Below are 19,380 nucleotides of genomic sequence, written 5' to 3'. Positions count from 1 at the left end.
TGAATTTAAAAGAAATTCTAATATTGAACCATCTTATAATGGAGTATGTTAAACTTGGGAAAAAAATAAATATGGAGGTCATAATATAACAGAAAATACTACCACTTAGTTTTAGTATCTATCGTTTACTGCCGATCCCTCCTCAGAGTTTTCAATTATATTTGAAGCTTCCCGCTGATTAAAGCACCCAGCTTTAGAATAGCCCAATTCTCAATTATAAGAACCAATATTCAGGGTTAATAAAAGAAAAATCGTTCGTTTTTGTAGTATAGGTGCTTCAAATACAATAGCGAATGCCCAACAGAAATTACTCCGCATTTATTAAGGTACAACAGCTTTACTATTAAGTATCAAATTGCAAGCTTAATAGCCAATGTAAATCTGGACGATGTCTAGTCCGCTACCTCTTTTTCCTACAAAATAAAGAAAATCCTTTAAGTGCTCAATCTTGTAAAAGAGAGTGGCGATAAAACCATCGGGCTTACTCACTTTGATCGATCGCTTTTTCAATGTGCGATGTTCCCCTCAATATCTTTTAAATGAAGCTCTTTTCCCGATTGCAGCTATCAAATCCAAGACAAAAAATATAAATAGGTATCTTCAAAGGACCCTAGGATCTGAAAGGAAAACAGAACCTATTTTCAAACACTTAATGGTATCTCATTTTCGATCTAACCATCATTGACTTGGGAAGTGTCCTGACTAACGCCTGTCAATCCTACTGAAAACTGCAATCCAATTTACGGAGATCTTGTCACAACAGGAAACTACCGGAGTGTAGTGATAGCTATTTACAAAGCTTTAGCATCAAATAATTCATAAGGGGATGGGAATATGTTTAAAAAGAAATGGGCAGCGGCCGCTTTGGTTGCAGTTCTTTCAGTTACAGCTTTAGTTGGAATCAAACCTACAGATGTGAAGGCTGAAACAGATGTGAAGGCAATTGTTGAAGGAATGTCGGTCGAACAAAAAGTGGGTCAAATGCTTATGCCGGACTTTCGCAACTGGCAAAAGCAAGGGGAAAGCAAAGCAACTGGTTTTACAGAGATGAATGATGAAGTGGGAACTATCATTCAGAAATATCATTTAGGAGGCGTTATCCTATTTGCCGAAAACGTCGTGGGTACTGAGCAAACAGTCCGTTTGATAGATGGCTTGCAAAACGCAAGCCCGGAACTACCGCTCTTCATCACCATTGATCAGGAAGGCGGAATCGTGACACGTCTACAAACGGGAACGAACCTACCCGGCAACATGGCGTTAGGTGCAACAGGAAGTGAAAAATATGCTTATCAAACTGGAAAAATCATTGGGGAAGAATTATCGTCTCTTGGTGTGAATGTAAATTTCGGCCCGTCATTGGATGTAAACAACAATCCTGAAAATCCTGTAATCGGTGTCCGTTCATACAGCTCTAATCCAGAGCTCGTCTCAACGCTAGGTATTCAGACTATAAAAGGACTGCAACGCCAGAATGTTGCTGCTACGGCAAAGCATTTTCCCGGACATGGCGATACCGCTACTGACAGTCATTATGGTCTGCCGCTTGTTACGCATGACAAGGATAGATTACAGGCTGTAGAGCTTCTGCCTTTTCAGAATGCAATTGATGAAGGCGTAGATATGATTATGACAGCACACGTTCAATTTCCTGCTTTTGATGATACAACGTATATCAGCAAAAAAGACGGTCAGGAGATTTTGGTTCCAGCCACACTTTCCAAAAAAGTTTTGACAGGTTTGCTACGTGAGGAAATGGGGTTCGAGGGTGTCATTGTCACAGATGCTCTTAATATGAAAGCGATTTCAGATAACTTTGGCCAGGAAGAAGCCGTAATATTAGCTTTAAAATCAGGTGTAGATATTGCGTTAATGCCTGCACAAGTAAACTCTTTGGAAATGGAAAAGAATTTGGCTTCCGTTTATAACGCAGTACTAGAAGCAATCGAATCCGGAGAACTCCCAATGGAGCAAGTAAATGCATCGGTTGAGAGAATTCTAAAATTAAAAGAAAAACGCGGTATTTTGGATCCTGCCAAAGCACCAATTGAAGAAAAAGTAGCTAAATCGTTAAAAGTAGTAGGCAACAAGGAACATTTGAAGAAAGAAAAGAACATGGCGGAGGATGCTGTTACTCTTTTGAAAAATGAAGACAAGACACTCCCTTTTAAACCGAAAAAAGGTGACAATGTTCTTGTGCTCGCTCCATTTGATGATCAAGTAGAAGCGATGACAAGAAGCATAAATGAATTAAAAGGCAAGAAGAAAGATGTTGAAATTACTGGCTATGCTTTCTCGGAAAAGTCTTTCAATGAAGAGGTGGCAGCCATGATTGATGAAGCAGACTATGTTATTACCGGTTCCTATGTTGTGAAAAATGACCCTGCTGTAAATGATGGCGTCATTGATGATAGTATTCAGGATTCAAGCAAATGGGCAACGGCTTTTCCAAGAGCTGTCATGAAAGATGCTGAAACAAAGAATAAAAAGTTTGTGTTAATGAGTCTGCGCAATCCTTATGATGTCGGAAATTTTGAAGAAGCAAAAGCTGTGCTTGCGGTCTATGGTTTTAAAGGCTATTCAAATGGAGCATATAGACAGCCGAACATTCCGGCCGGTATTAAAACGATTTTTGGTGAATCAAAGCCAAAAGGTAAATTACCAGTAGATATTCCATCTGTCAATCAACCTGAAGAAATTCTTTACCCATATGGTTATGGACTCGATATTCGTTCAGGCAAGCTGCTTAAATAATCCGATTTAAAGGGGAGGAGTTCCATTGAAAAGGGGATTGTTGCTGGTTATGATGCTGATGCTTGTTCTAAGTGCTTTTCCTGCAGAAAAAGAGGTTGCTGCCCATAAAAAAAAGAAAGATAATAAAGTAACGCCTGGTGTTGAGGTCCTTTTAGATGATCAGAAAGAACTTTTAAAAGGCAAAAAAGTTGGCTTAATTACCAATCCGACCGGTATTGACTCAAAACTGAACAGCATTGTTGATTTGCTGCATGATGATTCGGATATTGAACTGACAGCTTTATTCGGCCCTGAGCATGGCGTACGCGGTGATGCTCAGGCAGGGGAATATGTTGAATCTTATATTGACGAAAAAACAGGACTACCTGTATACAGTCTCTACGGACAAACAAGAAAACCAACACCTGAAATGCTTAAAAACGTAGAAGTGCTTGTCTTTGATATTCAGGACGTCGGCACACGCTATTACACATACATCTACACAATGGCTTATGCCATGGAAGCAGCAAAAGAAAACAATATTCCAATTGTCGTGCTTGACCGTCCGAATCCTCAAGGCGGACTTACAGTTGATGGTCCTGTACTTGAGCCTGAGTTCTCTTCTTTTATAGGGATGTATCCAATTCCAACAAAGCACGGAATGACAGTCGGAGAGCTTGCTTCCTTCTTCAACGAAGAATTTAATATTGGAGCAGATTTGAGAGTCGTTAAAATGAAAGGTTGGAGGCGTTCCATGGATTTCGATGATACTGGACTTCCATTTGTCCTACCGTCACCAAATATGCCGACAGTATCAACATCATTTGTTTATCCTGCAACTGGTCTAATTGAAGGAACAAATCTGTCAGAAGGGCGGGGAACAACCAGGCCATTTGAACTGATAGGCGCACCTTTTATCAACAGTACAAATCTTGCTGCAGAATTGAACTCACTTAGTCTACCAGGTGTGAAATTCAGGGCTGCATCCTTTACACCGACATCTTCAAAACACGCTGGAAAACTCAGCCATGGTGTTGAAATTTATGTAACAGATCGCGCTGATTTCGATGCGGTAACTACAGGACTTTACATCATTAAAACAATTCATGACATGTATCCGGACGATTTCGAATTTCTTTCAAACAACTTCTTTGATAAATTGATTGGAAACGATCGGGTCAGAACAATGATTCTTGAAGGAGCATCCGTTGAAGAAATCATGAAAAGATATAAGAAAGAACTGTATGAATTTAAGAAGGTTCGAAAAGAGTACTTAATTTATAAGTAATTGTTTCGAAAGGGTGAAATCATTGAGATTCACCCTTTTTTAGTATGGGAAAATACTTGTTTCTCCATCGACTTTGAAAAAGGCAGCTGAAGCGGACGTCTCCAAGGGGTATTAACATGGGGAAGCGATCACTTGTACACTCTATTGATATATAATTGAACTAATTAACTGAATAATCACAGAAACGAGATGATACTGTATGAAAATGGCGAGAGGTAGAGAATTGCTTACAGCGGAATAGCGACAATTTAATCGATAACATACGGAGTAAAAAGGCAAATTTAAAATCCTTAAACGATACATGGCTAGATTTATCAGAAGATAATCCCTATAGCCAATTCTTAATTACGGTTATGGCGGGTATAAACCAATTAGAACGTGATCTTATCCGTATGCGGCAGCGTGAATGGATTGAACTGGCTAAGAAAGATGGAAAGTTTAAAGGTCGGTTAAAGAAGTACCATAAAAATCATGCAGGAATGAATAGTGCAGTAAAGCTTTATAAAGAGGGAGATATGACTGTAAATCAAATTTGTGAAATTACAAATGTGTCTAGGACTCATTATATAGAAAGCTATCGGAAAAGAACAGTTGATCAGTTATACCAAAAATCGGAAATATAAAATGGAAAATAAATTTCATATAGAGGTGGAATTATATGGCTAAAATTGACAATATGTTAGCAATTCTATGGATGCTTCGTTCAGGTGAAAAAATTACTGCAAAACAAATTTCAGAAAAGTTAGAGATGAATATAAGGACTGTGTATCGTTATATTGATACAATTTCAACAAGTGGCGTACCTATAATTTCAGAACCAGGACATAACGGTGGATACACTTTACTGAACAATTTTATTGAGGCTCCTCTTTTTTTGATTTTGAGGAGCAAACTTCACTATTTCACGCTGCTGTTTTTGCAGAAGAAGCCGGATATTATGGAGGTGAAGCACTAAATAGGGCCATTTCAAAACTAAGCAATTACTCAAATCAAGAGCAGGAAACAAAGATAAACCAACATTTAACTAGTCTTGAAGTAATAAGTCGATTAAGTTCACTCTCTATGGAAACTTTTTTGAAGGAGTTGGAGCAGGTCGTAGCTGACGGGTACTCAGTAAAAATTCTTTACCGTAAAAGTGGCGAAAAGCAATTAAATTATAGATTGGTCGATCCGTACAGAATTATCTATTGGAATAATAAGTGGTATGTAATTGGATTTTGTCATCTTAGGAATGATATCCGTAGTTTTAGAGTAGATCGAATTGAAAATCTAATGCTAACCGAAAATAAGTTTAACCGGCCAGAAAATTTTTCAGCACGTGACTTTTTCATGAAAAATCTTCTTCCAACTATCGAAAATAAAGAAGGGATTATTTCTTTGGTTATTAAAGGGGATAAAAGTGTATTGGCAGATATCAGCCAACATTGGTTTTTAGGACATTATTTACAAGAGTGGACTTCAAATCAAGCAGTATTTCTTCTTGAGAAAGATATGATACATACATATGTACCTTATTTACTTTTAACGTACGGTAAATCTATTCGAGTTATTGAGCCAATCAGCCTTAAGAAAAGAATGATTGAAGTTTTGTCGGAATTAATAAAATTTCATCAAATTTGAATACTTCCCTGACGCTAGATGTCAGGGAAGTATTGTTATATTTGGCTATATCAATTGTGATTGGAGTGTTATTGGATGCAAACAAAAAAAGTTTTTCTATATGTATTTAATACAATGTCGGACTGGGAATATGGATATTTAATTGCTGAACTAAACTCAGGAAGATATTTCAAAAAAGATTTAGCACCTTTAAAAGTAATTACAGTAGGAGCTAATAAAGAAATTATTACTACTATGGGAGGACTGAGCATAGAACCAGATATTTCCCTTGAAGAATGTACTCTTGATAATACAGATCTTTTAATTTTACCAGGAGGGAATTCTTGGAGTGAAGAAATTCATCAACCTATCTTGGATAGAATTGGCCAAGCTTTAAAGCTTGGCACTATTGTTGCTGCAATTTGTGGTGCAACTGAAGGCCTTGCGAATATGGGATACTTAGATACTAGAAAGCATACAAGTAATAACTTAGAATATACTAAAATGGTATGTCCTAACTATAAAGGAGAAAAGTTCTATAAGTTAGAATCTGCGGTATCTGATGCGAATTTAGTTACTGCATCAGGAATAGCTCCTCTGGAATTTGCAATGGAGGTACTGAAAAAAATAGATGTATTTGCACCAGATGCATTACATTCATGGTATAACCTAAATAAGACTCATAAACCCGAATACTTCTTCCAGTTAATGGATTCAATAAATAGATGAGCTAAAAAAAGCAACTTAGCAGATTTATATTAGTTTAAATAAATACCATGCTTTAGACAATGTCAAAGCATGGTATTTGAATATAATGCTTATGGAGTAAGAACAATAGTGTTTAATAAAACTAACGCAGGTAACGATGAACATTAGTTCTGATCCAGAACAAGTGAAGAAATATCATCTGGAAACACAGTAGCTATCGACAGCTGAAATTAAAGGGATATCAAAGAACAGAGCTCGATAATACTGTGAGAAAGAAAATTTATAATAAGTACAGGTGAATCCACAACTGCAAATCATTGATATTTGATATGAAGGAGTAAGCCGAAGTAAGTTAACTATTAGTAATCGTTATTTTAAATAAATTAGTTTACATAATATATATTATCGGAAGTTATAGAAAAATGCTGTTTCACATCTCATAATCCAAGTATTCTTAAGATAGTGAGACAAAATAAAAAATCAGACTGCGCAACGAGTTTACTGCACAATCTGATTTTTTTATCAATCTGCTACATGTAATACAATTTTGCCTGTATTCTTGTTGCTTTCCATATACTCATGCGAATCTGCAACTTCTGCTAACGGAAATACTTTGTCGACAATTGGTTTGATTGCTTGAGATTCAAATAATGGCAATACATTATCAATCAGATCAGCTGTTAATCTGGCTTTGTAATCAATGCTTCTTGTACTTAATAATGTTCCTTTTACATGTAAGCGTTTTGCAAGTAATGGCGTGATATTCGCATTTTCAAGCTTTGTACCACCTAGGAAACCAATTAAGATCAATCTGCCGTCTGTTTTGAGCGTTTTTATATTCTGATCCCAGTATGTTGCTCCAATGAAATCCAATATAACATCAGCACCTGTATCGGCAAGTTTTTCAGCAAAATCTTCTTCTTTATAGTTAATGGTGATGTCAGCGCCTAGTTCTTTGCAGAAATCAAGCTTTTCTTTAGATCCGGCTGTAACTGCAACTGTTGCACCTGCTTGTTTAGCTAATTGAATGGCAGCTGTTCCGACGCCGCTAGCACCAGCATGAATTAAGACAGTTTCACCTTGTTTAAGCTCACCGAGCCAATGTAGCGTCTGATAAGCTGTCATAAACACTTCTGGCACCGCCGCTGCCTCTTCGTAGCTCAAATGCTCCGGAATGGGCATTGCAAGCTTGCTGTTAAGTACAGCGTATTCTGCGTAGCCGCCGGATGGAATGAGTCCGAATATACGTTCTCCCTTTTCCCATCCGTATGCTTCCTCTCCTGCTTCTTCCACAACACCAGCAATTTCCAATCCTAAAATTGGATCAAATTCACTTGAAGGGTAATTTCCTTTTCTTTTTTCTATATCTGCACGGTTAATTGCTGAAGCCTTTACGGAGACAAGAATTTCGTCTGGTTTTATTTTGGGTTTATCGGCTTCTTCCAGTTTTAGTTTCTCTGTGCCGCCGAAACCTTGTAATGTGATTGCTTTCATAGTTATTACTCCCTTTCACTCTTCATTCTCAACCTTTACGGAAGAAAAGTAAATAAATCAGCACTATCCAGAATGGTATAGCTAACAAGATCCCGATTAGCAGTCCTTTGAAGAATTTCATGCTGCTGCACCTCATTTCGTGTGCTTTTTCTTATTGTTAACCATATGATAAAAAGCTTAAACATGCAAAAACCCGGCTCCGTTATCTGGAGCTCGGGTTTTGCACTGCTTGATATACGGGGGATCTTGCTTGAATAGTCTCTAAATAGTAATCGAATAATTCACTAGAAGCATTCGTCCAGGAATGCTTCTCAGCTTCAATTCGTACATTCTGTTTCATTTTAGCTGTTAAATCTTGATTATCAAGTTTACCAACCGCTTTACTCATACTCGCTACATCTTCATTCTCAAAGAGGAACCCTGTCTTACCTTCCTCGATTTGTTCCAATGTCGGTCCGCTTTTAGCAGCAATGACAGGAATTCCGGAAGCCATTGCTTCTAGTATGACTAGACCTAGTGTCTCGGTAATAGACGGAAACAGAAAAGCATCAGCAGAAGCAAACGCCTGGGATAGCTCTTCTCCATGAAGAAAGCCTGTAAATAGCGTGTTTGTCCCCGCAAATATCTTCTCCAATTCTTTACGTGCTGGACCGTCTCCGATAATAGCTAATGCTAAGTCATCCCGTTCATCCAATAAAGGACGAATCTTATGGATTTCCTTCTCAATTGCCAGTCTGCCGACAAAGATGAGCAGTTTCTTACTATGGTCTCCTTGCAAAAGCCGCTCACGCATTCTTTCTGAATAAAAACCCGGATGACGCTTCTCTACATCGACACCTCTGCGCAACACATGCATTCGCTCAAAGCCATGCGCATCAAGCTCTTGCTTTATAGCAGCAGACGTACACAGATTGATGTCAGCTGTATTATGCAGCCTTCGGAAATGCCACCAGAATAATGGTTTCAAAGGTTTATAAAGCTTGTAGTAATCAAGGTATTTCGGTACATGCGTATGATAGGATGCCAAAAGCGGCAGTCCTTTCTTATGTGCATAATGGATTCCTGCTACTCCGACTAAGGCCGGATTCGCTACATGCACGAGATCCGGCTTGTGCTTCTCCAGCAGAGTTTTAATACGTCTTGTCGGCATGGAGAATTTCTTGGAACGGTAAAATGGCATTGTTACTGTCCCAACCCCTTCCACAAGCGCACCTTCATATTCAGTTACACCTAAATCCGGAGCAATGACGACGACTTCATGCTTCTGGCTGCGCAGGTACTTAATCGCTTCGGTGAGCCGGGTGACGACACCGTCAGTCGATGGCAGAAATGTCTCGGTGATAATGACGATTTTCAAAGTGTACTCCTATTTCCACGTAACCGTAGGAAGCACATTTTCTTTAATGACGCGATCTTTATGTTCAAGAGCCGTCTCCAAAATCTCGCGTAGCACATCGTCAGTAAGCAGATTAGGCTCGAGACCAAGATCACGCAGCTTTGTATTTACCGCGTTATAGTAATGATCCTCTGCTTCCACCCTCGGATTTTCGATAGATTTGATCTCTGGATCAAGACCTTTCTCCCGGCTGACTTTCTGCACCTTCTCAGCAAGCTCCTTCACAGAGAAGCTCTCCGTGAATTGGTTGAATACACGGAATTCCCCTGCATCTGCTGGATTCTCTGTAGCGATTTCCACACAGCGGATCGTATCGGTAATATTCAAGAAGCCTCGTGTCTGACCGCCGCTGCCGTAAACAGTGATGTCATGGCCGGTAGCAGACTGAATGAGGAATCTATTCAATGCTGTACCGAAGACACCGTCATAATCAAATCGGTTTGCTAGAACCGGATCGAGTTTTGTTTCTTCTGTGTGAAGACCATATACGACACCTTGGTTCAAATCTGTTGCACGAATGCCCCAGATTCTACAAGCAAGCATGATGTTATGACTGTCATGCACTTTGGATAAGTGATAGAAAGATCCCGGCTGTTTCGGGAATGGCAGTTTATCCTTCCTGCCTTTATGTTCGATTTCAATATAGCCTTCTTCAATATCGATATTAGGGGTACCGTACTCTCCCATCGTACCAAGCTTGATCAGATGACAAGATGGAGCGAATTCCTTGATTGCATAAAGTACATTCAAGTTGCCGATCACATTATTCTGCTGCGTATAGACAGCATGCTCACGATCGATCATGCTGTACGGAGCTGACCGCTGTTCCGCAAAGTGAACGAATGCGTCAGGCTGTGTCTGACGGAATACTTCCGCTAGAAAATCATAATGATTTAAGTCGCCTATGTATGTCTTGATTTCCTTGCCAGTCTTCTCTTTCCACTTCGCGACCCGCTCTTCCAAGGAATAGATTGGTGTTACGGAATTGGATCGTAATTCTTCATCATACTTACGTCTTACTAAGTTATCGACGATTGCTACTTCATGACCTTGCTTGGACAGATAAAGCGCTGTCGGCCATCCACAGAAACCATCTCCACCAGCTACAACAATTTTCATGACTCATCCTCCTGTGACATCAACATTTCTTGGTACGTTCGTTAACAATTATATGCTAACGATGCTGCAATGAAAAACAATATGGTGTTAAGGAAGATTTGAGAATTTGTAAACAAGTTGTTAACTGTTTAGCCCACGGTCCAATTTTTTTAGTGGTTTTTTCGCTGGACCTTCGAGAACTTCTCCTGTTCCAGAAAAACGTGATCCGTGACAAGGACAATCCCAGCTGGATTCAGCACTATTCCAATTGACTTCGCATTTCATATGGGTACAAGTTGTATCGACTTGGTGAATTTCTCCACTTTCGTCCTTATAGACACCTAGCAGAAGGCCATTAAACCGTACTTTGGTCGCTTCGCCCCGCTTCAGGTTAGGGACATACTCATAAGGCTGTTCCAGTTTACCTATCACAAATTCCTTCGCCACTTCCATAACATTCTTAGTTACACTACCCAAATCCGGGTCAGCCTGAAACCTCGATGGCTGATAAATATTTTTGTAACGGCTGGTACCTGCTGTAATAAGCGACGTGATTTCCAATCCGGCAACGATACCGCTTGTCATTCCCCATTTGCGATATCCTGTTGCGACGAAGATATTATCGTTGCCTTTGCTGATATGTCCTATATAAGGAAGATTATCTAGTGTGACAATATCTTGTGCGGACCACATATAGATAGGAGTCTCGGTACCCATATACGCAGCAAAGTCCGTTAGTTCCTTATAGTATGTTTCTTCCGGATGACCTTCGCCTGTACGGTGGGATTCCCCGCCTATGAGAAGCAAGGTGCCGTGTTCTTCTGTTTCAATGCTGCGTATAGACCGGGAAGGTGTATCTGCATTGATATACATGCCGCCTGGATAAGCCGTTTTTGGCTTAGCAGCTACTACGTAAGATCTATCTTGATACAATCTGGCAAAGTACAAGCCTTTACCATCGTAGAATGGAAAATGAGAAGCAACGACTACCTTTTTACAGTTTAGCTTCAATCCGCTCTTAGTAACGACGACGGGGTCTTGTCCTTCTTCAATAGTGTCGACTGGAGTATCTGTATATACCTTACCTCCATTATCCAGAAACACTTGCAGCAGGCCATTAAGAAATTTCAGCGGATGATATTGATACTGTCCCTTCATAGTCAATGCTTTCTCTATGTCAAAGCCAAGTGGAATCGAATCAGTTAGTTCTCCTTGGATTCCGAGCTTCTGATATGCTTCGTATTCTTTCTCCAGCTTATTGATGTTCTGCTTTTCCTTAGTATAGATATAAGCGTCCTGTTCCGCTAAATGACAGTCAATGTTATGGTCCTTTGTTGACTCTTTGACAAATTCGATCGCATTCATGCAAGCTTCATAATGTGTTTTAGCTGTATCGGTATTAAAATGCTGGATATATTCATCATAAATGATTCCATGCTGTGCAGTTAGCTTTGCTGTCGTATAGCCAGTTGTTCCGCTATAGAGACTGTCTGCTTCCAGTATGGTAACCTGCCGACCTTCCTTGGCAAGCATATAGCCTGTGACAACACCGGTAATACCACCTCCAACAATGACGATGTCACTTTCTGTGTCGTAACGGAGTGGTTCAAATTGGGGAATCTCCGTCTTCTCCCGCCAATAGCTTTTATTATGTGTCATGATTATCACTCCATCTGTTGTAATAGCACCATTTTTGCCAAAGAAATGATGTGTTAATCAGACGTTTTTTGTATACGCTATCAGGGAAGACTTTCTGCAAGGAGGCGGTATAGAGATGAAATGTGTACAGATGATAGTCGGCGGAAAGGTTCAAGGTGTCGGTTTTCGGCTTTCTGCTGCAGAAATAGCCCGAAATCTTGAATTAGTAGGTTTTGTCCGTAACGAAGCAGATGGTACTGTTCGAGTTGATGCTGAGGGAGATCCAGACCGAGTGGAACAATTCATCCAGCAGATCCGCAAAGGTCCGAATACTTTTGTAAAAGTGAAACAAGTAGATTTGAAATACTTAGAAAAACAACAAGGCTTCAAACGTTTTGAAGTAAGATAACCTAAAAACGCCCGGCTATTATGCCGAGCGTTTCTTTCAATCTACTTTTTTCAAGTCTTTTACTGCTGGTCCTTCAATGACTTCGCCGCTTGCTCTGAAGCGGGAGCCATGGCAAGGACAATCCCATGTCGTTTCCGCATCATTCCAGTGCACTTCACACCCCATATGGGTACATGTGGTGTCTACTTTATGGACAGTACCTTCGTTATCTTTATAAATACCTATAAGCCTTCCGCTCTGCCGGATTTTCCCTGCTTCTCCACGATCCAGCTCTTCAATGGTCTTCTCTGTTTTCTCGAGCTTACCAGACACGAGCTCCTTACCTACTTCAACCATGTTTTTAGCTAGTGAGCCGATTCCTTTTAACGCGTCCTGCCGCGCTGGATCATAGATATCGTTGTACAAGCTCTTGCCTTTTTCAATCAAGGAAGTGATTTCCTTCGCTGCTGTAATCCCCCCGGACATTCCCCATTTACGGAAGGCGGTTGCAACATACAGATTTTGTGTTCGTTTTGTTATACGACCGATATAGAAAAGCTGATCCAAGCTCATAAAGTCCTCAGAGGACCAATTATACTCATACTCACCTATATCAAATTCAGAGTGTCCCCAACTACGAAGATTGCTATAATGCTCCTTCATGCTGCTCCCTTTACCAGTGCGATGTCCCTCACCGCCTATCAGCCAAATTGTATCTCCATTTTCATCCTGGGCACTTCGCACAGATCTGGACGGGCTATCAATAGAGATATACATGCCGCCTGGATAAGCAAGTGGACTTTTACCTGCAACAATATAAGATCGTGCAAAATCCAAACGTGCAAAGTAAGCTCCTTTGAAATCATAAAATGGGAAGTGAGTAGCTATTACCACATGCTTGGCTGTTACACTCCCGCCATCCTTCAGCTTAACAGTAGCTAGTTCACCTTCTTCAATCGTCTCTGCACGAGTGTCTTCGTAGATACGGCCTCCGTGGGAGCTGATGTACGCTGTCATTGCTTGAAGGAAACGAAGCGGATGGAATTGCGCCTGATTTTCCATCCTTACTGCCTTTTGTACGGAAACAGGAAGCGGCATTTCATCTTCTAAAGCTCCTGGTATTCCGAGCTTCTTATATGCGTTCCATTCCTTCTCAATTTGGCGGACATTTTTTTCTTCATCAGTGAAGACGTAAGCTGGCTCTACACTCAATTGAAAGTCTGCTTGCAATTCCTTTTCTGTTTCCCTTACGAAGTCGATTGTTTCCATTGCTGCTTCATAATGGATCCTGGCAGTTTCTTCTCCAAACTTGCTGATAAGCTGATCATAGATCAAGTCATGCTGAGCTGTCAGTTTGGCGGTTGTATAACCAGTTGTTCCATGGCCAAGTTTCAAGGCTTCAATTAAAGTGACTTTGTAGCCCTTTTTTGTAAGTAAATAAGCAGTCGTGATTCCTGCGATGCCACCGCCGACTACGCATACCTCTGTTTCCGTATCCTCTTGCAGCTTCTCGTAGTTCTGAAACGCGCTTGTTTCAATCCAATAAGATTCATGCTTGCCAGTCGACATATAGCGACAACTCCTTTTTTTGTTACACTTAACCTATTTGAGGAAAAGATAAACAAAAAAATCCACTGCCTCTTGGCAGTGGATTTGCTTAGTTTTCCTGGAAGAACTTGCGGTTGATTTCAATATACTTACTTTCTTCCGCTGGAACTTCATCTTCCATGAAGATCGCTTCAACTGGGCATACCGCTTCACATGCACCACAATCGATGCAGATGTCAGGATCGATATAGAACATATCTTTGCCTTCCGCGATACAGTCAACCGGGCAAACTTCCATACATTCGCCGGCTTTCTCCACTTCACATGGAGAAGTAATGACAAAAGCCATGTGTACAGCCTCCTCTACTACTATAAATGAACCGATCATTCGACGCGGTTTTTATCCAGGTATACTGCGACTTCGCAAAATACAACGAACTATATGTATTTATACCCTATCGATTCAAATTATAACAACAATATTCGATAATAACAACGGGCGTACTCAATATTTGACAGCTTGCCCGTTCTGCCTAAATACTTCATACTTGACATACACTGTAGCAAAGGAGGCGATTCAGATGGAAATAACACTACAGGAAAGCTGTCAGTTAAGCACGGTGGCAACACTATTCCACCTCCCGACGTATGTCCTGTTCGCTGCAAATCCGTTTCTTTCCACGCATGTAAAATCACAGCACCCTATTCAGGTCCCTGGCTATGCTCCCAAGTCAGTTACACTCGATAAGGAGATGACAGATTCTGTGTTTGCATCTGCTTATAAGCTTCCGCTTCGACTAGTTCATCTATTGTATAACGCATCCTATTTCCCAGCAGGTGCTGAGCTCGTACTCCCCCAGCGGGTGACCTATCCAGTAACTTGCTTCCGTCAGCACTATGATTATGCCACTTGCCTTCACGATATAAGAGCGCTTCATCAGCTTTTTCCATTTTTTCGTATGCGTACAGTATACAAATCGATACTGGGAAAACCAGTAACGGAACTCCAAATTGGCAAAGGAAAGAAAAAGATTCATATAAATGCGAGTTTCCACGGCAATGAATGGATCACTTCTTTGGCTCTTATGCGGTTCGTAAATGAGTACTTGCTTGCAGTCACCCATGACAAAAAGATTTTCGGGCACCCTGCAAGCAAATTATATCGTGATGTGACGCTCTCTATTGTACCAATGGTTAACCCGGATGGTGTTGATCTTGTTATTCACGGAAGTAAGGCTGCGTATGATTATGAAGAACTTGTCCACTTCCTAAACGAAGGTTCTTATGACTTTCAAGGGTGGAAGGCAAACATAGCAGGTGTGGATTTGAATAAACAATATCCCGCCAAGTGGGAATATGAGCAGCTGAGGAAACCGAAATTGCCTGGACCTCGCGACTTTCCGGGCCTTACGCCTTTGACAGAAGCGGAATCAATCGGTATGTATGAGCTCGTTGTATCAGAAGATTTTGATTCTGTTGTGGCGCTGCATACGCAAGGAGAGGAAATCTATTGGAGCTTTGAGGAAAAAGAGCCGCCTTCAACGGAAGATTTAGTGACTCAAATGGAGCATATCAGCGGATACAGAGCTGTTAAGGAACTTGATAATTATGCGGGATTCAAGGATTGGTTCATTGGTTCCTATCAGCGATCTGGCTTTACGATTGAACTGGGCAAAGGACAAAATCCCTTGCCCCTTGAACAAGTTGATACAATTTATGAAAAGCTGTGTACCATTTTAATGGTCATACTCGCAAGTGATACTATTTAAGCATTCCAGATACGTTCGACCATATAACTGCCACCAGTGCGCTGCACGAGAAATACATCCGGATTAGAAAAACCTTTCCAATGGGAAAAACCTATATCAGTCTGGAATTCCTTCATAAGGATTGCCAGAAGATTTCCATGTGTGACTAGAACTACATTTTCCAGTTTGTCTTCTGCTTCCAGTTCATCGAGCAGGGCACGTACCCTGACTCTGGCATCATTTGATGATTCACCGCCAGGCAGCCGCATATCAAAGTCAGCGAACGACTCTTCCAATACTTCCAGCCAATCGTCAACAGGTTCTTCGCTCAATATGCGCTCCTGCAACCGCCGGTCTAGCTCTATTGGTACATCTGCTGCATCGGCGAAAGGTTTAATTGTCTCGACGGCCCGGAAGAAGGGACTGGAGAGGATGCGTTGAATTGGATAATCCAACCTTTTTAGAAAAGCAGCAAGCAATCGGGCTTCATTGATTCCTTCATACGTTAGCGGCGAGTCTTTATGCTGTCCTTGTGCATTGCAATGACGAACAAGAATAATCCTTTTCACAAGCCCCATCTCCTTCTAGCTATGCTTAGCCTTATTATCGGTTAACCATTAGACAATTACAAGCATAGGAAAAAACTAGCCAACAAAAAAAGGCTAACCTCTACTAGGTTAGCCTTTACTCTGTCAATTTATTACACTTCCTTGAAATAATCTTTCCTGAAAGCTCCAACGCGGTTCGTGTTGTCGATGATGAAGATGAATTCTTCTGTTTCATTTTTAACATCGTAGATCTTTCCTGGTGTCAGAGTTGTATTAACAACATATTTTTTTGCGTTAGTGTGGATGCATTCCACTTGTTTGATTGTTTCTGTATCTTGCCAGTTTTTATGGATCATTACGTTTCTTCCTTTCGTTGATGTTTCTCAAGCTTCGGTAGCGTCCATTGCAGCAGAAGCGGCAATATAAGTACGACCAGAAGTAGCCTGATCGTCTGCAAAGAACTGACAATAGATGGGTCTCCGCCAGTTGTCTGTGCTGTGAGCGCCATTTCAACTAGTCCTCCTGGTGCCATGCTTAGCACGGAGGTAGCCATGTTCAATGATGTTAACTTACTGAACAAAAGCCCTAGTCCAAAGCAAAGTAAAATAAGTAGTATAGACAGACCAGTATAATAGAGACAAAGTCTGCCAGCTTTTTTTAAATCTCTTATAGAAATAGAATGACCTAAGTAGACGCCGATTGTCAACTGTGCCGCGACAAAAAACAGATGCGGAAACTGATACAAATGCATCCCGCTTACTTGCAGTATTGCTGTAAGCAGCATCGGGACGATAACAAGCGATGATGGAATGACTCTGTTTGTCAGACGAGCGATTATGTACATGATGACATATAACCCGATTGTCCACCAAGCTCCTTGCTCTGTCTGTGGCAGCTGTACTGGTCCTTGACTCCCTGCATCCATGAACAGATGCGTAGCGGCAAACGGAATGATGAATAGAATGCTGACAAGACGAATTGTCTGGAATATGGTCACAAGGCCGGTATTTGCCTTCATGGACTCGCTCAGTGCCGTTACAGCAGACAAACCGCCAGGTATACTGCCGAGCATGCTTGTTTTCATATCCACGTTCACCCATTTACTCACCATATAAGCATTGACCATGCAAATTGCAATCAATAGTAATGTCAAAAGTGTATAGATCAAAAGATAAGGCTGTACATTATGGAATGTATGCACCGTAAATGTGTTACCAATCTGGATACCAAGCAGCCAATAGCTCACTTTACGAAGCGGCTGTGATGCAGCTGTCCGGTTATTCCAGAAGATTTTGGAAAGCAAAAGGCCCGTTACCGGACCAAGTATCCAAGGAAGCGGCAAATGCAGCAAAGTGAAAAGGCCGCTGCCTATCAAGGCAATCAGATAAGACTTTACGATGGAACGTAATTGACCGTTTTCCCCCATCAAAGTCAGGCTCTTTCGCTTTTAGGTTTATAGAACCAGCCGGTAATGGCAATAACAGCCATCACAATCCAGAATGTAGCATTCCAGCCCGTAGATTCAGGGAATTGTTCTGAAATGATCTCTAATGCAGGGTGCGCCAATGTGTGGATAGCCAATTTGATTGCTACCCAGCCGATGATTAGATATGCAGCTGCCTCAAGGCCAGGACGCTTGTCCAGGATTTTTACGATATAAGAAGCCGCAATTCTGATTAGAATTAGGCCTATCATGCCGCCTGCTAATACAACAAGGAATTGACCGCCATCCATTCCACCAATATGAGGAAGTGGTGTAGCTGATAGGGAAGCTGCAAGTGCTACTGCAGTAAGAATAGAATCCACCGCAAAAGCGATATCCGCTAATTCGACTTTTAATACTGTCATCCAGAATCCGGAGTTTTTCTTGCTGAACGGACTTTCGCCATCTTCCTCGCCGCTGTTTTTCTTCAGTTTAATAAGGTTCGATACACAAATATAAAGTAGATAAAGAGCACCTAAAGCCTGGATTTGCCAAATGTTCACTAAGAAGCTGACAAAGAACAAGGAAGCGAAACGGAAGATGAACGCCCCTCCAAGACCGTACAATAGAGCTTTGCGCTGCTGTTCAGCAGGCAGATGTTTTACGATAAGCGCCATTACAAGCGCATTATCGGCTGCTAGTAATCCTTCCAGTCCAATCAGGACTAGCAAAATCCAGCCATATTCAATTAATAATGAAGAATCCATTCTCCTACCCCTTGTCCAAAACAATGCTCTTGTTCCATTGTGTAGCGAACAAGAGCATTGTTGTTACTGTATTTATTTACTTGAAGAGATACAAATACTCTCCATAACCTTCTTTTTCCATATCGGTGACAGAAATGAATTTCATTGCTGCAGAGTTCATGCAGTACCGCAATCCGCCTGTCGCTTTCGGACCGTCATCGAAAACATGACCGAGATGGGAATCACTCTCAGCCGATCTTACCTCCGTCCGAACCATTCCGTGTGAAAGATCCATATTCTCCTTCACTTCGTATGAATCAAGCGGTCTAGTAAAGCTTGGCCAACCACAGCCAGCGTCATATTGGTCCTTGGAAGAAAACAATGCTTTGCCGGATACGACATCCACGTAGATTCCTTCCTTGGTATTGTTCCAATACTCGTTCTCGAAAGGACGTTCTGTTCCATTCTCCTGCGTAACGTGATACTGGATCGGAGTCAATGTTTCTCTCAGCTTCGCTTTGTCCTTTTTAGGAGCCCAGTTCTTCTTGATGAAATCCTCCCGACCGGAACCACGCTTGTACATCTTATAATGGTACTTATTCTTCTTGTAATAATCCTGGTGTTTCTCTTCTGCCGGATAAAACGGCTTGGCAGGCAGGATCGGGGTCACGATATCCTTCTGGAAACGTCCGCTCTCCTGCAGCTTCGCTTTGGATGCCTCTGCCACTTGCCGCTGCTGTTCATCATGGTAAAAGATCGCAGTTTTGTAAGATTCGCCACGGTCGTGGAACTGACCGCCAGCATCTGTCGGGTCGATCTGCTGCCAAAACGTTTCCACCAGTTTCTCATAAGAGAAAACATCTGGATCGAAAGTAATCTGAACGGCCTCGACATGACCAGTTGTGTTCGAGCACACTTCCTCGTATGTGGGATTTGGTTTGTCGCCGCCTGTGTAACCGGAAACTACTGCTTCGATCCCAGGGCGCTCCGTAAATGGTTCGACCATGCACCAGAAACAGCCTCCT

Annotated in this window: 16 protein-coding genes and 2 pseudogenes; 7 read left to right on the top strand and 11 right to left on the bottom strand. The window is 41.3% G+C overall.

The genetic code is table 11. The annotated features are described in order from the left end of the window. The first annotated feature begins 834 nt into the window (after positions 1 to 834). From AE2B122_RS03235 to AE2B122_RS03215, 5 genes and pseudogenes are all read left to right on the top strand, one after another. Complete coding sequence (locus AE2B122_RS03235; RefSeq protein ID WP_175073068.1) at positions 835 to 2,754, top strand: glycoside hydrolase family 3 protein; 1,920 nt, start codon at positions 835 to 837, stop codon at positions 2,752 to 2,754. Between the two features lie 58 nt (positions 2,755 to 2,812). After that, a complete protein-coding gene (locus tag AE2B122_RS03230; protein ID WP_371809497.1) occupies positions 2,813 to 4,021 on the top strand; it encodes an exo-beta-N-acetylmuramidase NamZ domain-containing protein in 1,209 nt (402 codons plus the stop codon). Positions 4,022 to 4,269: 248 nt separating this feature from the next. Then, positions 4,270 to 4,616, top strand: a pseudogene (locus AE2B122_RS03225) (helix-turn-helix domain-containing protein); the annotation flags it as partial. Positions 4,617 to 4,679: 63 nt separating this feature from the next. Then, a pseudogene (locus AE2B122_RS03220) lies at positions 4,680 to 5,641 on the top strand (helix-turn-helix transcriptional regulator). A 75-nt stretch (positions 5,642 to 5,716) separates the two neighbouring features. After that, positions 5,717 to 6,349, top strand: coding sequence for a type 1 glutamine amidotransferase family protein (locus AE2B122_RS03215; RefSeq protein WP_175073067.1), 633 nt, complete (start codon positions 5,717 to 5,719; stop codon positions 6,347 to 6,349). A gap of 501 nt (positions 6,350 to 6,850) precedes the next feature. Here the strand turns inward: AE2B122_RS03215 and AE2B122_RS03210 are convergent. The 4 genes from AE2B122_RS03210 to AE2B122_RS03195 all read right to left on the bottom strand — a co-directional run bounded on the left by AE2B122_RS03210 (position 6,851) and on the right by AE2B122_RS03195 (position 11,975). After that, entirely contained in the window at positions 6,851 to 7,822 is a 972-nt protein-coding gene (locus AE2B122_RS03210; protein ID WP_175073066.1) for an NAD(P)H-quinone oxidoreductase, read from the bottom strand. A 202-nt stretch (positions 7,823 to 8,024) separates the two neighbouring features. Continuing rightward, on the bottom strand, positions 8,025 to 9,179 hold the full coding sequence (locus tag AE2B122_RS03205; protein ID WP_175073065.1) for a glycosyltransferase family 1 protein: 1,155 nt from the start codon (positions 9,177 to 9,179) through the stop codon (positions 8,025 to 8,027). Positions 9,180 to 9,188: 9 nt separating this feature from the next. After that, entirely contained in the window at positions 9,189 to 10,337 is a 1,149-nt protein-coding gene (locus AE2B122_RS03200; RefSeq protein ID WP_175073064.1) for an NAD-dependent epimerase/dehydratase family protein, read from the bottom strand. A 120-nt stretch (positions 10,338 to 10,457) separates the two neighbouring features. Then, entirely contained in the window at positions 10,458 to 11,975 is a 1,518-nt protein-coding gene (locus AE2B122_RS03195; protein WP_175073063.1) for an FAD-dependent oxidoreductase, read from the bottom strand. Between the two features lie 115 nt (positions 11,976 to 12,090). Here AE2B122_RS03195 and AE2B122_RS03190 point away from each other — a divergent pair, with 115 nt between their 5' ends. Next, positions 12,091 to 12,363, top strand: coding sequence for an acylphosphatase (locus AE2B122_RS03190; RefSeq protein WP_095217850.1), 273 nt, complete (start codon positions 12,091 to 12,093; stop codon positions 12,361 to 12,363). Between the two features lie 36 nt (positions 12,364 to 12,399). Here the strand turns inward: AE2B122_RS03190 and AE2B122_RS03185 are convergent, their stop codons facing one another. Next, positions 12,400 to 13,911, bottom strand: a complete 1,512-nt coding sequence (locus AE2B122_RS03185) for an FAD-dependent oxidoreductase (protein ID WP_175073062.1) — start codon at positions 13,909 to 13,911, stop codon at positions 12,400 to 12,402. Between the two features lie 88 nt (positions 13,912 to 13,999). Further along, the gene (locus AE2B122_RS03180; protein WP_095218085.1) at positions 14,000 to 14,239 is read right to left on the bottom strand and encodes a ferredoxin family protein; all 240 of its coding nucleotides are present in this window, start codon (positions 14,237 to 14,239) and stop codon (positions 14,000 to 14,002) included. Between the two features lie 232 nt (positions 14,240 to 14,471). Between AE2B122_RS03180 and AE2B122_RS03175 the strand changes: the two genes are divergently transcribed. Continuing rightward, positions 14,472 to 15,659 carry a M14 family metallocarboxypeptidase gene (locus AE2B122_RS03175; protein ID WP_175073061.1) on the top strand — a complete coding sequence of 396 codons (1,188 nt, stop codon included), beginning with the start codon at positions 14,472 to 14,474 and terminating at the stop codon, positions 15,657 to 15,659. On the opposite strand, the gene AE2B122_RS03170 is transcribed toward AE2B122_RS03175, so the two are convergent. From AE2B122_RS03170 to msrA, 5 genes are all read right to left on the bottom strand, one after another. After that, positions 15,656 to 16,207 carry a histidine phosphatase family protein gene (locus AE2B122_RS03170; protein ID WP_095217853.1) on the bottom strand — a complete coding sequence of 184 codons (552 nt, stop codon included), beginning with the start codon at positions 16,205 to 16,207 and terminating at the stop codon, positions 15,656 to 15,658. The two genes, AE2B122_RS03175 and AE2B122_RS03170, sit on opposite strands and share 4 nt — an antisense overlap. Before the next feature lie 131 nt (positions 16,208 to 16,338). Next, the gene (locus AE2B122_RS03165; RefSeq protein ID WP_095217854.1) at positions 16,339 to 16,542 is read right to left on the bottom strand and encodes a DUF6501 family protein; all 204 of its coding nucleotides are present in this window, start codon (positions 16,540 to 16,542) and stop codon (positions 16,339 to 16,341) included. Further along, positions 16,542 to 17,612: an AbrB family transcriptional regulator gene (locus tag AE2B122_RS03160; protein WP_175073060.1), complete on the bottom strand. Its 1,071-nt coding sequence runs from the start codon at positions 17,610 to 17,612 to the stop codon at positions 16,542 to 16,544. The genes AE2B122_RS03165 and AE2B122_RS03160 overlap by 1 nt, the downstream gene beginning before the upstream one ends. A gap of 5 nt (positions 17,613 to 17,617) precedes the next feature. Next, the gene (locus AE2B122_RS03155) at positions 17,618 to 18,376 is read right to left on the bottom strand and encodes a TerC family protein (protein ID WP_175073059.1); all 759 of its coding nucleotides are present in this window, start codon (positions 18,374 to 18,376) and stop codon (positions 17,618 to 17,620) included. A gap of 76 nt (positions 18,377 to 18,452) precedes the next feature. Further along, on the bottom strand, positions 18,453 to 19,380 hold a 928-nt coding region (gene msrA, locus AE2B122_RS03150), incomplete at its 5' end, for a peptide-methionine (S)-S-oxide reductase MsrA (protein ID WP_175073289.1).

The sequence above is a fragment of the Terribacillus sp. AE2B 122 genome (genome assembly GCF_902497585.1).
GTDB classification, from domain to species: Bacteria; Bacillota; Bacilli; order Bacillales; family Amphibacillaceae; genus Terribacillus; species Terribacillus saccharophilus_A.
This window is presented reverse-complemented; position numbering and strand designations above follow the sequence as displayed.